14 protein-coding genes are annotated in these 14,042 nt (G+C 36.9%); all 14 read right to left on the reverse strand.

The window, feature by feature from the left end:
• Nucleotides 1–76 precede the first annotated feature (76 nt).
• Entirely contained in the window at nucleotides 77–709 is a 633-nt protein-coding gene (locus tag ACOEN1_RS12760) for a V-type ATP synthase subunit D (protein WP_422487288.1), read from the reverse strand.
• Between the two features lie 9 nt (nucleotides 710–718).
• Complete coding sequence (locus tag ACOEN1_RS12765) at nucleotides 719–2,092, reverse strand: V-type ATP synthase subunit B (RefSeq protein ID WP_422487289.1); 1,374 nt, start codon at nucleotides 2,090–2,092, stop codon at nucleotides 719–721.
• A gap of 11 nt (nucleotides 2,093–2,103) precedes the next feature.
• A complete protein-coding gene (locus ACOEN1_RS12770; RefSeq protein WP_422487290.1) occupies nucleotides 2,104–3,876 on the reverse strand; it encodes a V-type ATP synthase subunit A in 1,773 nt (590 codons plus the stop codon).
• Complete coding sequence (locus ACOEN1_RS12775; RefSeq protein ID WP_422487291.1) at nucleotides 3,869–4,498, reverse strand: V-type ATP synthase subunit E; 630 nt, start codon at nucleotides 4,496–4,498, stop codon at nucleotides 3,869–3,871. Before ACOEN1_RS12775 ends, ACOEN1_RS12770 begins: the two co-directional genes overlap by 8 nt.
• 11 nt (nucleotides 4,499–4,509) lie before the next feature.
• Nucleotides 4,510–4,815, reverse strand: a complete 306-nt coding sequence (locus ACOEN1_RS12780; protein WP_422487292.1) for a V-type ATP synthase subunit F — start codon at nucleotides 4,813–4,815, stop codon at nucleotides 4,510–4,512.
• A gap of 2 nt (nucleotides 4,816–4,817) precedes the next feature.
• Nucleotides 4,818–5,255, reverse strand: coding sequence for an ATP synthase subunit C (locus tag ACOEN1_RS12785; RefSeq protein WP_422487293.1), 438 nt, complete (start codon nucleotides 5,253–5,255; stop codon nucleotides 4,818–4,820).
• 26 nt (nucleotides 5,256–5,281) lie between these two features.
• Nucleotides 5,282–7,228 (reverse strand): V-type ATP synthase subunit I, encoded by a 1,947-nt coding sequence (locus ACOEN1_RS12790; protein WP_422487294.1) that lies wholly within the window; start codon nucleotides 7,226–7,228, stop codon nucleotides 5,282–5,284.
• Nucleotides 7,228–8,283, reverse strand: a complete 1,056-nt coding sequence (locus ACOEN1_RS12795) for a V-type ATPase subunit (RefSeq protein ID WP_422487295.1) — start codon at nucleotides 8,281–8,283, stop codon at nucleotides 7,228–7,230. Before ACOEN1_RS12795 ends, ACOEN1_RS12790 begins: the two co-directional genes overlap by 1 nt.
• A 9-nt stretch (nucleotides 8,284–8,292) precedes the next feature.
• Nucleotides 8,293–9,759, reverse strand: coding sequence for a hypothetical protein (locus tag ACOEN1_RS12800; protein WP_422487296.1), 1,467 nt, complete (start codon nucleotides 9,757–9,759; stop codon nucleotides 8,293–8,295).
• Between the two features lie 15 nt (nucleotides 9,760–9,774).
• Complete coding sequence (locus tag ACOEN1_RS12805) at nucleotides 9,775–10,095, reverse strand: hypothetical protein (RefSeq protein WP_422487297.1); 321 nt, start codon at nucleotides 10,093–10,095, stop codon at nucleotides 9,775–9,777.
• 307 nt (nucleotides 10,096–10,402) lie between these two features.
• Nucleotides 10,403–10,972: an indolepyruvate oxidoreductase subunit beta gene (locus ACOEN1_RS12810; protein ID WP_422487298.1), complete on the reverse strand. Its 570-nt coding sequence runs from the start codon at nucleotides 10,970–10,972 to the stop codon at nucleotides 10,403–10,405.
• A complete protein-coding gene (gene iorA / locus ACOEN1_RS12815; RefSeq protein ID WP_422487299.1) occupies nucleotides 10,973–12,748 on the reverse strand; it encodes an indolepyruvate ferredoxin oxidoreductase subunit alpha in 1,776 nt (591 codons plus the stop codon).
• Between the two features lie 221 nt (nucleotides 12,749–12,969).
• Complete coding sequence (locus ACOEN1_RS12820) at nucleotides 12,970–13,365, reverse strand: DUF1622 domain-containing protein (RefSeq protein ID WP_422487300.1); 396 nt, start codon at nucleotides 13,363–13,365, stop codon at nucleotides 12,970–12,972.
• Nucleotides 13,366–13,520: 155 nt separating this feature from the next.
• Nucleotides 13,521–13,943 (reverse strand): universal stress protein, encoded by a 423-nt coding sequence (locus ACOEN1_RS12825; protein ID WP_422487301.1) that lies wholly within the window; start codon nucleotides 13,941–13,943, stop codon nucleotides 13,521–13,523.
• Nucleotides 13,944–14,042 lie beyond the last annotated feature (99 nt).

Genomic DNA, 14,042 nt, shown 5'->3' on the forward strand with positions numbered 1-14,042 from the left:
TTGATAAAAAAACAGCACCCTCTCTTCAGAGTGTGCTGTTTTTTCAAAAGGGGCTATTTCCCGACAGCCCCTTTTTTTATGCTCTCTTTTTTGATTTTGTTTTTCCTTTAACTCTTTTAAGCCTGAAGAAGTCTTCCCTTTCCTTCTCCTGAAGCACTTCATCAATGTACTTGATTGTTGTTCTATATCTGGGAATCTGTATCTTGTCAAGCGCATTTGCTCTTTTCTGTGTCTTCTTTATCTCCATGGCCAACTTGTAAACTGAATTTTCAACTTCAGCCAGCTGATAAATAAGCTTCCTGATTTCTATAAAGCTTAGAACCGTTCTATCAAATGCTGAATTTGTTCTGAAAAATCCATATTCAGTTGAAAATTCCCTTTCCTCTACCTTAATGATCGGAACTTCCACTCCCATTACTGATTTATAAAGAACTGTGTAATCCGGTTCCTTTTCAATGGACTGTGCAAGCTCTTCGATATATTCTGAGCCCTTTGTTATATTTGCAAGCTTTAATGCTTCATAAGCTGTTGTGAAATTTTCATCAATTTTTTTTTGAAGCTCACTTGCAACATCTATTAAAGCCATCATCTCTCTTATAAGTACTACTCTTTTCTTATCAAGAAGCTCAAAACCCTTCAGGGCAAATCGTAGGGAATTCTTTGACTTTATCAAGTTTGCTTTGGTTGGAGTCATTTTATAAACAGCCATAAACTCACCCTATCCCATGTACTTTGCTATAAGTTCTGGATTTAATCTGTCCAGTTCCTCTCTCGGCAAAATCTTCAATAATTCCCATGCCAAGTCCAACGTCTCAGATATATCTCTATTCTCATTTAAACTCTGAGTGATAAATCTGCCCTCAAAAGCATCCCCAAACTTCATATAATATTTGTCTCTCTCAGAAAGATCCTCTTCTCCTACTATCTGTGCAAGAGCTCTTACATCTTGTACTTTAGAATAGGATGAGAACAACTGGTTTGAAACATCAGGATGGTCCTCTCTAGTAAATCCTTCTCCAATACCATCCTTCATAAGTCGTGAAAGTGATGGTAATACATTAATAGGAGGATATATTGCCTTCTGGTCCAAAGCTCTTTCCAATACAATCTGACCCTCTGTAATGTATCCGGTAAGGTCTGGTATCGGGTGTGTAATATCATCATTTGGCATGGTTAATATTGGTATCAGTGTTACAGAACCATCTATTCCATGAATCATTCCAGCTCTCTCATAAAGAGCTGCAAGGTCTGAATAAAGATATCCTGGATAACCCCTTCTACTTGGTACCTCTTCCCTAAGTGAGGATACCTCTCTTAATGCTTCACCGTAACTGGTAATATCAGTCATAATTACCAATACATGTTGCTTTTGCTCATATGCTAGATATTCAGCAGCAGTAAGTGCACATCTAGGTGCTATGATTCTCTCCATAATTGGGTCATCAGCATAGTTTACATACATGACTACCTTTTCCTGGACTCCTGCCTTTCTGAATGCATCTTCAAAATAGAAGGCTTCATCGTGCTTTACCCCTATTGCAGCAAATACAATTGAGAAATTATTGTCTCCCTCTTTTGATTGTATCTTTGCCTGACGTACAATCTGTGCTGCCAGTTCATTATGTGGAAGTCCTGCTCCTGAAAATATAGGCAACTTTTGACCTCTTATCAGTGTAGTTAGTCCGTCTATTGAAGATATCCCTGTCTGAATAAAGTTTCTAGGATACTCTCTTGAAACCGGATTTATCGGCCTACCATTTACATTGAAAAATTCTTCTGAGTAAATATCTCCTCCACCATCAATGGGTTTTCCTATTCCATTGAAAGTTCTACCTAGAATTTTTTTTGAAAGTGGTATTTCAAATGGTTTTCCCTCGAAGCTTACTTTTGTGTTTTCGACAGAGATTCCCATTGTTTGACCAAATACCTGGATAACAACATTGTCTCCATCAATCTTTATTACACGGCCAACCATTGTATTGCCAAGTCTATCCTCAACCTCGACTATTTCACCATATCCCACTGAATGAACCTTAGAGAGCTCTATTAGTGCTCCTTGTACTCTATCTAATTTTAAATATTCTCTTTTCATCTAATCACCCACTATGCTGAATACTCAGATTCTAACTGATTATAGAAATCGTTTATCTTTGCATTCAGTCCTTGTATTTTTTCTATATTGTCATTCGAAATGGTGTATTTCATCTTGATTATTTCTTCATATAATTCTGAGTTTCTTATTATCGATATTGGAATTCCCCTCTTGACTCCCTGCAATCCTCTATTGTATAAAAGCTCAATTGTTTTAAGCATTTCAATCTGCTTCTTAAGAGGTACATATGTATCTTCCTTATGGAATGCATTCTGCTGCAGGAATCCAATTTTAATTACCCTTGCAATTTCCAATATCAATCTTTGGTCATCAGGCAATACATCTTCGCCGACAAGCAATACTATTTCAAGAAGCTTACTCTCTTCATATAGAATGCTTAGCATTTTCTTTCTAATTTCCTCAATATTCTCTCCTAGCTCTTTCTCATAATATCTTTGTATCATCTCACTATAGCCACTGTATGAGTTCAGCCAGTTAATTGCCGGATAATGCCTTGAGTAAGCCAACTCCTTGTCAAGCCCCAAAAATACATTAACAAATCTCTTGGTATTCTCTGTAACCGGCTCCGAGAAGTCTCCTCCAGCTGGTGATACTGCACCAATAACCGTTATTGACCCAGGATCTCCTGATAGAGCTTGAACATATCCAGCTCTTTCATAAAACTGTGCAAGTCTTGATGGCAAATAAGCAGGATAGCCTTCCTCAGCTGGCATTTCCTCTAGTCGACCTGATATCTCTCTTAAGGCTTCCGCCCATCTTGATGTTGAATCCGCCATTACAGCTACGTGATATCCCATGTCTCTAAAGTACTCAGCCATCGTAATTCCTGTATATATTGATGCCTCCCTCGCTGCAACAGGCATATTTGAAGTATTTGCAATAAGTACGGTTCTTTCCATTATCGGTCGGTTTGATTTGGGGTCGATAAGTTTTGGGAAGTCCTCAAGAACTTCGGTCATCTCATTACCCCTTTCACCACAACCTACATAGACTATGATATCTGCATCTGACCATTTTGCAAGCTGATGCTGGGTCATTGTTTTACCTGTTCCAAAACCACCAGGGATAGCAGCTGTTCCACCCTTGGCTATGGGGAAGAATATATCCAGAACCCTTTGGCCCGTAATAAGCAGTTTGTCAATCTGGAGTCTTTCTGCAACAGGTCTTTGAGTCCTTACTGGCCATTCCTGATGCATTTTTACTTCATGTTCTTTTCCCTTAAGATCTGTTACCTTCAACAGCACCTTGTTTATATTGTATTCACCTGCCACGATTCTCCAGGTTACCTTTCCTTCAACACCAATAGGCACTAGAAGTTTATGAGTGATAAGAGGAGTTTCCTCTACCGTCCCAAAGATTTGACCCTGTTTTACGTAATCTCCTTCTGATACCTGAAACGCTACTTCCCATAGTTTTTCTTCGTCTATGGATATAAGACCTATCCCTTCTGGAATAAAACTTCCGTGAACATCTTTAATCTTTTTAAGCGGTCTTTGGATACCATCGAACATATTACCCAACATACCAGGTCCAAGTTTTAAAGATAGGGGTTTCCCTGTGGATAAAATTTCCTCTCCCTTTCGTAAACCTTCGGTTTCTTCATATACCTGTACAGTTCCTTCATCACCATCAATGGCAATAATTTCACCGATAAGCTTTTTGTGCCCTACAGTAACCATTTCTCTCATTTTGAATCCTGTCATTTCTACTCCACGTATTACAGGACCATTAATCATTTCGATTTTACCGGCCAAACTACTCATTGACCTCACCCACCTCTCCAAGAGCTTTATTCAAGCTTTTACCTATCATATACTCTTTCTCTTGAATCAAAGTTCTCACTGTATGGTCGATATTGAATGTTCTATCTTTGTTACTCAACATAAATCCACCAATTTTATCTTCTGGAAGTTCTTCTACTATAAAAGTCTTTCCAGTTTTTTCCTTAAGTTTCATAAGGCAGCTTTCAGATATTAGTCTGTCTTCATCTCTTAATAAAAGTACTACTTCTTCCTCTTCAAATTCTACTAGATATTTGTCCAGGTTTCTGCAAAGATATTCTCCATACTCTTTTGATTTAACAAATTCCTTGCCTCGTTCGATTATTGATGAAACCAAATCCATCTCAATTTCTTTTCTTTTTTGTCTAAGCTTAGTTTTTGTTTCCTCTAGTCCTTCGGATTTAACTTCATTTCTTTCCACTTTTGCCTGAGTGATTTTTCTTCTGATTATTTCCTCACGCTGTCTTTTCATTTCCTCTCTCTTGTTTTCAAGAAGCTGTTGATTCTGTTCCTCCAGTTCTTTAAGGGCTTTTAAATATTTCTCTTCTTCATCCCTGTAAACAATCTTGTAGAAAATTTCAAGTTTATCTTCAATCGTTATCATAAGCTCACCACCTAAATTTTAATGCCTATGGATTCTTTAATATGCCTCATAATAAAGTTTTTATCCCTTAGGCCAGTCCTATCCGGAATAGTTACTACTAGTTTCTTCTTTCCACTTCTCTTTAACTCCAGAATTCTCTCAGTATGCTCATCAAATATTTTCTCTGTTATTATTATGATCCCCACTCCATCGTCAAGCACTGCTTCATTGAGCCTTTCGATTGTCTCTTCCTTGGTCTTTACCAAAACACCATCTATACTGGCCAGTCTTAACCCAATTATTGTATCTTTATTATCACTGATCAGGATGGATTTCATTATTATAACCTACCTAGAATCATGATTGATACAATCAGACCGTAGATAGCAATACCTTCTGCAAGACCAACGAATATAAGAGTTTTACCAAGTAGAGTTGCGTCTTCAGATACAGCTCCCAATGCTGCTGAACCTACTACTGCTACAGCATATCCTGCTCCAAGTGTTGCCAGACCAGTTGCCAATGCTGCTGAAATAAATCCCAGACCTGCTGCTGAAGAAAGCACACCAGCTGCTGCCTCTGTCTCAGCTGCATTTATTCCTTGTGGAACCATGACAATTACTGCAATTATAAGAAGTGGTAAAAATATAAACAGATTTGTTCTTAAAATTTTCTTTAACTTGTTTTTGTCACCTTCCATTTCCCTATACATCATAAATGCTCCTGTTCCAATTGTTAGTAAAACCAATAATGTTGTTGATATCAATACAAATGACATAAAATCTCCTCCTAAATTTAATTTTATTACTTACTAAGTTTTACAGGGTCGAACGCTCTTCCATCGCCTCTGTAATACCTGCTGAACAACTCATAGTACTGAAGTCTCATACCTTGTATAAATACGATAAGACCTTCCAGTCCCAGAACAAATATATTTCCAATGATAAGAACTATAACATTTCCTACGGCTGATCCCATCATATGCCCGATGGTTTCAAAAGCCAGAAATAGACCAACGTGGGTCAATGCAAAAGCTCCTACCCTGATAAAAGAAATGGTACCACTTAACATGCTAAGGAAAGTCTCTATCAGTGAGAAAATTGACTCTACATAATAACCACTGATGTCACCACCATGAAGTGGTCTTTTCCCTTCAATCAAGTGTGTTAACGGCAATCGGAATACAATTGCCAACAGAGCGATAACTGATATGCCTATCCCAACAGAAACTGGTATTATGCTTATTCCAAGCATACTTCCACCTATTGTTACAAGCAAAGTGATATATAGTATAACTCCTGCAACTCCTTCTTTTCCGAATACACCTTCCTCAAGGTCACGTCTCTTGTATGCATTAATAATCCCATAAACATATGCTACAAGTAGAGCAGTTACTCCAGAAAATATTGCAACCATCAAAATATCATTAATGTTTTCAAATGGTTTCATCCATAGTGCAGGAATCACTGTCTCTAATCCAAATACCGCACCATATAATACTCCAAATAGCATTGATGCAAGGCCTATTCTGGAGATTAGCCCTCCAAACAATTCCATCTTCTTACTCAGGAAATACCCAGCAATAACCATTACAAAGCCTTGTCCCAGGTCTCCAAACATTATTCCGAAGAACAGCATATATGATATCCCTACAAAAGGAGTTGGGTCAATTTCATTGTAGCTTGGAGTACCATATAGATTTACAAGCCACTCAAATGGTCTAAAGAACCAATTGTTCTTTAATTTAGTTGGCATTTCTGAACTCTCTTCATCTTCATACTTTATAAGCATTGGGTCATAGTCTTTAAGCGAATTTCTAACCTCTGTCTTATCAGATAGTGAAACCCATCCCGAAATATAAAAGTAATTACTTGAAAATGCAACTTTTTCCTTGATATCATCAAGCTTGGACGTAATCCAGATCTGCTCCATGATTGTTCTTATTCTATCCTTATACTTCTCTTTGATTCCATCCAGAATAGCATGTTGTTGATTGATTTCAGCATGCAATCTTTCTTTCTGCCTTTCAATATTGTCCTTTATTTCATTTGGAGTTCCTGAATACTTCTTTGGCAGAAGTATTTCCTTGAAATTCAAAGATCTTAGTATTCTTGAAATTTCTGATTCAAGCTTATTGGGATAAAATACGAAATAAACTTCCCCCTCTGAGCTGGACCCTGTGTGCAGCAGCACTGCCAAAATATTGTCATAGTTCTTTTTCATTTTATGAAGATTTTCTTTAGAAAGAATTCCCATTTTAAAATCAAAGTAATCCATATTTCTCAAGTCTTCTACCTTGATTGGGAAACCTTCCATTTCCTTGAAGCTGTTTATGTGAAAATCATCAAGATATTCAAGCTCCTTTTTTAAAGCTTCTAAAAGTGTGCTTGGTTCTCTTACCTCACTGCAGATCGATTCCAACTCTTCATGCAACTCTTCTTTACTAACCAATTTAAGGTTTTCATCGATTTTTTCTACCTCTAAATCAAGGTTCAGAATGGCTTTGAGCTCTTCACCCTTTTGGAACATCTCTTGACATTCCTCACTTTTCTCAAATGACCTTACATCATTAAGATCGACCAACATATCAACATTCTTATCACTGACGTCAAAAAGAAAATGACTCTTCTCTATCTGTGTAACAGCAGATACCAAATCAACTTTCCTTGTCTTTAGTAAATCTCTCAGTACATCATCTACTGAATCAATGTCGCCAACAATGTTCATCATGGTCATTTTTTCAATGGACATTAATAATCACTTCCTTCTATATCCCTTACCAGGTACTCTTTAGCCTCGTAGTAGGATAATCCGTATTTTAATGCTTCTAATATAGATATGATATCTTTTATCTCATACTCCAGCAAATGAAGATATGCATTTGGTATGGATATATCCAACTTCCCTTGTCCAAACTTAGATTTGAAATAGTTGTACATGTGCCTTTGAACTCGTACACCCATAAAAAGATCTATATCCTTATCTTCATTGACCATTTCCTTATACTTGGTCTTGGAAATATTCTTCTTGAATTCTTCTATATCCATATAGCAAAGTTCCTTCAGGTCTTTAAAGTCAAGATGCTTTCCATATGGTAGAGTGTAGTTAATAAGCTCTTCGGGTAATAGATTGTAGAATTTCAAACCTCTGTATATCCATTCAATATTCAATATATCAATGTTTTCACCAAAGGCATCCTCAAATGCATCCCTGTCAGCCTTGCTCATCTCCTGAGCACTATCATGAATGGTATCGAAATATAGTCTGTCAAGATTCATCTCCATATAGAACATCAACTTACCATAATCTTCGTGTCTGTAGGGATAAATCACATCATAATATCTCGTTCCTTTTAGCTTATCTATAAGTTCATCGAGAGTCTTTGCATTTTTTATCTGATCATATGAAAAGCTATAGTATTTTTTTCTAGTAACGCTGGTATTGCTGTACTTCTCGAGACTCTCTCCTCTTGCCAGTGCTCTTATGTATATTTTAAGGTCTTCCACCTCATGTCTTAATAGAAATGATTTTAGATATTTTTCGTAATCATCGGAAAAATACTTTAGGATTTTTTCAAATTGCAGTGTATGGAATTTTTCCAATTCAAGTTCTACTGCCTGTATGTCTTCGTATTCCTCTACATCTTCCAAAACCTTACCATATACCGTATTGCTGATTAGATACTTTACCTGTTCAGTAACCGATTCCTTTTTCATGAGGGCAATATAGTCTTCATCCTTGAGGAACCTGGAACGCATAACTCTTAGTTTTGTATTAATTGCTGAAAATCTTCTTTCATTCCCCATTTTATCCCTCTATTCTTTGCTTTCTAAGATTTCTTCCCATAGCGTATCCAATAAATCAGACTTGATTTTTATATAATCCTGTTCCACTTGCTCAATTGCTTTATTCTTTGGGATTTCTTGATTACTTTGTGCTTCAATTCTTTTTATACTGCCTATGTCTTCAAGGATCAAATCTGCTTCATGCCAATACTGGTCTTTAAGTTCTTTTTCCAGTTCATATACTCTATTTTGTCCTTCAAGTTTCTTCTTTCTTAAACTGTCTTCGTGTTGCTTCCTTATGGAATTGATCTCCTTATCCAAATGATAAAGAGCTATTCCAAATGCATTCACATAGTCTTTATTATTAATTTTTTCTGTTGCAGCATCTCCAGGTCCAGCTTTTCCACTACCTTTAATTATCTCCCAGATTCTGTTCCTGTTTTCATTGAAATCGCGATCATTGTAGAATAACATGAATACATCATCGTACTTCTGGAGAACTTCTCTGATTTCACTCACATTTGAATTACTTAGAATCCCCGAAAAATAAAAGTACTTATCGGATACTGCAGTTGTCTTCTTAACTTCTTCAAGCATTATAAGATTATGTAATTGCCCAAAAAGGAATTTAAGTCTTTCTTCATATTTTAACTTTAGCTTTTCCAAAGCTTCTTTCTGAGACAAAAGCTCTCCACTTAGCTTTTCTTTTTTATCCTCAATCTGAGAAAGTATCTCCTTTGGATTCCCTTTGTACTGCTTAGGTATAACAATCTCCTTGAAGCTATGTGTTCTTAGAATTCTAGAGATTTCTTCCTGTTGGTTGGTAGGGTAAATAATCATAAACACTTCACCATCAGAACTTGTGCCAGTGTGTTGAATTATTGCAAGGATGCTATCATAATTTTTCTTTAGATTATTTCGATTGTCTCTAGACAGAATTCCCAGCTTAAACTCAAAGTAATTCATTTCTCTTAAATCAGATAGTGACGTATCAAAGTTAAGCATCTCCCTGAAGCTTTTTACGTGAAAATCTTCAAGGTATTTCAACTCATGCTTTAAAGCATCAAGCATGGTCTTTGGACTTAGTGCATTATCATACATCAAATCAAACTCATCCTTGATTTCACCCAAACTCATGTTAAGGTCTTCGCATTGAAGTCCTGATTCAAGTTCTAAGCCAAGCATTGAAGCTAAGGCTTTCCCTTTTTCTAAAACATTTGCAGATTCAGCACTATCTTCATAAAATGATACAAAATTAATGTCAACCAATCTTTCAACGTTTTCATTGCTTACATCAAGAAGAAAATTGTTCTTCTCTATCTGTCCAATTGCAGATACTGCTTCGACTTTTTTTGTTATAATTATATCATTTAAAATCCTGTCATAATCCTGGATTCTGCCAATGATATTAACCATTGTAGCCTTCTTCACGGACATTAGATTCACTTCCTTTGTTGTACTTCCGAGTGTTGTACTTCCGAGATTAAATACTTTCACACAGTTCTTATACTTCTATTCCGCCACAATATCTTCCCACAATGTCTCTATAAGATCGTACTTAATCTTCGAGTATACCTCATCTGTGTTTTGGATATGGCTTTCATATTCTTTTTTAATCTTTTCTATACTCTCCAAGGTACTGTCTGTCTCTTTCAATGCTTCCCGATAAGCTTTTTCACCTTCTTCATGAAATTCTTTTAGAAGCTGTCGCTCAAGCTCCTGAACTTTATCCTGACCCTCAAATTTCTTTTTTCTTAAAAGCTCTTCATTCTTTTTTTTCATATGAGTAGTCTTACTGTCCAGATCAATTATTTTTTGTGTTACTTCATTCATTCTTATCACTCCTTAACCTATATAATTATACTCCATTGAGTTATTTAAACAATTGACACACAATTCAAATACACTTAAAAACAATCGATTTCTTTGAATTATGTTTGACAATTGTCTGTCATATGTGCTTATCTTTAGTTTACTCCATTTTCCTGTAAATATCTCCACATTCCTTAATTGTTACAAATTCTTAATAATTTCGCGGGACTTTAGTCCCGGGTTGCACCTGTATTTATATGGCTTATCTAAAGTGTTGTTTTCTGGGTTTAAATATATAAAGAGCGCCACTAAAAAGTGGCACTCTTTCCTAAAGGGCTAGCCCTCTTTCAAAAGCTTTGATATTTGCTTCATGGAATCTCTCTGGAAGGAATTTCTTTATCTTGCTGACCCAGTCAATCTTATCGATTCCCAATGCCTTTACCATCAGTCCAAGCATTACAATATTTGCTGATCTTGGTTCACCAAGTTCTTCAGCAATTCTTCTGGCATCAACTGACACAACATTAGCCAGCTTTTCCTTGATTTCTTCCATTACACCTTCAGGATAATCCTCAAGACCTGCCAACACTGGCAATGGCCAAATTTCCTCTTCATTTATTATAAGAATTCCATCTTTTTTCAGTTGAGGGATATATCTTAAAGCCTCCACCTTTTCGAATGAAACAAGTACATCTGCATCTCCTTTGTTTACAGTAGGTGAATATACTTTTTCACCAAATCTTATCTGAGTTGTAACACTACCACCACGCTGAGACATTCCGTGAATTTCAGCCATCTTTACATCATAACCTTCCTCTAGAAGACCTTCTGACAATATCTTTGAAACTAGGATTGTACCTTGTCCACCTACTCCTACCAACAATAAGCTTTTAGTCATCTATTTCACCTCTTCCCCAAATGATTCAATCGCATCAAACGGACATACCTGAACGCAGACCTCACAGCCGTTACACATTGTTGTATCAATTGAAACTACGTTGTCCTTCATGGATATTGCTGGACAACCGATTCTCAGACAAGTCTTGCACTTTTTACACTTGTCCTGATTAACCTGGGAATATAGGTTTGCTCTTCTAATCATAACATCCTTCATAAGAGCACAAGGTTGCTTTGTTATTATTACAAAAGGCTCGTCAGCATCTATTGCTGCTTTTACAGCCTCCTTGTTTGCATCCATATCGTAAGGATCGATAACACGAAGATTCTCTTCCTTAATACCGATAGCTTTTACCACTCCAACAAGATCAACAGTTGGAGACTCTACACCGGAAACTGATTTTCCAGTTCCAGGATTCTCCTGATGTCCTGTCATAGCTGTAATTCTATTGTCAAGTATAACCGTTACCATGTTGCTCTTGTTATATACCGCATCTACAAGACCAGTCATCCCTGAGTGAAAGAAGGTTGAATCTCCAACTACACCGAATACTTTCTTATCTCTTCCAGCCAGTTGGTTTACTCTATCAAATCCGATTCCTGCACTGATTCCGGCTCCCATGCAGATAACAGTATCTCCTACATTCAATGGCGCCATTGCACCCAGAGTGTAACAACCAATGTCAGAAGTTACATTAATCTTGTTCTTGTGCTTGGACATCTCAAAGAATATCCCCCTGTGAGGACATCCTGCACAAAGTGCAGGTGGTCTGGATGGGGCAATTACATCCATAGTGTACCCCTCTTCTGGTTTTTCACCGAGAATAGCCTCTCTGATTATCTGTGGATTGATTTCTCCACACACTGAAAAGATTTCCTTTCCAGTACACTCTATACCCATGGCCTTTATGTGCTTCTCCATATAAGGTTCATTTTCTTCGATAACATATATCTTATCTACACCAGCTGCAAACTCCTTGAATTTCTCATCTGGAAGTGGCCAGCTAAATCCAACTTTGAGGTATGAAACTGTATCTTCAAATACTTCCTTGGCGTGTACATAACTTGCCCCGGAGGTTATAATCCCAATTTTTCTGTCATTCCACTCAATTTTGTTCAGTTCTGTTGTATTTGAAAACTCCTGCAGTCTTGGTATTCTCTCCTCTTCCATCTGTATATGCTTCAATTTTGAGTGAGCTGGTACCATTATGTATTTTTTGGTGTCCTTGACATACTCTCTTATTGGCACTTCAACTCTGTCCTCCAGTTCAACTGAACTCTTGCTATGACAGATTCTTGTAGTTACCTTGAAAAGTACAGGTGTGTCGTACTCCTCTGATATTTCAAATGCCTTTTTGATATAGTCCTTGCACTCCTGACTGTCTGAAGGTTCCATTAATGCAACCTTTGCATGAATTGCTGTCAATCTGTTATCCTGCTCATTTTGTGAACTGTGCATTCCCGGTTCATCAGCAGTTATAACTACAAGACCTCCATTAACACCTTCATATGCAATAGTGTACAATGGGTCTGCAGCTACATTGAGTCCAACGTGCTTCATGGCAACCATTGATCTTGCTCCGGCAATTGATGCCCCAGCTGCAACTTCCATTGCCACTTTCTCATTTGTAGACCATTCTGAATAGATCTCCTGGTACGTGGAAACGTTTTCCAGGATTTCAGTACTAGGCGTTCCCGGGTAAGCTGTGGCTACATGACAACCTGCCTCATAAGCTCCTCTTGCAATTGCTTCGTTTCCGGTTAATAGCTTTTTCATTTAATCACTCCCGTATAGATATTCTTATTATTACGAATAGGAAAGTTCCATTTTTTCTTAAACCATGAACTTACATGTCCAGTTTATCAAAAATATACCTTGACCTATCGTTTAAGGCTTTTCTTACTTTCTATTATATAGGATAATTCTGAAAATGTGCAATAATTAAAAAAAAGTAATATATCGATTGCTTTAAATCAATATATTACTCTTTGCTTTTCTTATCTCATTTGGTGTACGTTTTCGTTTGGTTCAAGTGCAAGTTCTTCAGGATCTTCACAATAGCTATCCACATTCTTGGCTCCACTCTTAAGCTCCCAGTGAAGTACGAATGAAAGAACAACCCTTAATATCGCAACGGATGCAAGTATAATAAATTCATCGATGGTTCGTATGACTACTGTCTTGATAATCTCCGCTGCAAGCTTAAACTCAAGACTCAAAGCCATGGCTTTGGCAAAGTCAATCGATACATCATCTCCACGGAAGTTAAATCCATTCTCAAAGAATTGAAATACTCCCCTAACTGCCGCAATGGATATAATCGCAACACCAATCAGTTCCAAAGAACTAGTTATGTATGGTACTATCATTTCCAACAAATGTTCAATAATCAATTTTACCGCTCCTTATAAATAAATTGGTCAATAATTCCCCTACATATTATTGTATCATATAAATTGCTGTCATCGTATTTTTTTCTGCATTTTTATTGAATCTTAGCAAGAAAAAAATTCAGACTCTCCTTTAAGGAGAATCTGAAGTAATAATACTATTTTACTATCATCACTGATGTGTTGATGTGATGTATCACTTTGTCTGACACACTGCCCAAAAGAGTTCTTGAGAATGCACCTAATCCTCTGCTGCCCATTACAACAAGATCAAACCCACCTTCTTCAGCAAACTTAACAATTACATCCACTGCGTCACCGACTTTGTATACAGTGGTCATCTTTCCAGGAAATCCTTCAAAGATCTCCTCCGCTTCCTTTAATATGGTTTGGGTCCTCTCCATCTCAGATTTCCCAAGCTGCGCTTTTATGTCCATATTGTGTGAATAGATATTGTCCCAAAGATTTACAACTGACAGTATCGTTACTTCACAATTCATGTCCGTTGCCATCTGTTTGGCCTTAAAAAGTGCTTTTTGTGAATATTTTGATCCATCAGTAGTTACGAGGATTTTTTTCATATTGTTCCCTCCCTGCATAGTGAGGTAGTGTCAAGTTTATCCCTTTAAAATAGCTATAAAATATTGTAATTTCAATAGTTATCAAAAAAAGATAACGAC

The organism is Gudongella sp. DL1XJH-153 (assembly GCF_049310905.1).
Classification (GTDB): Bacteria; Bacillota; Clostridia; order Tissierellales; family Tissierellaceae; genus Gudongella.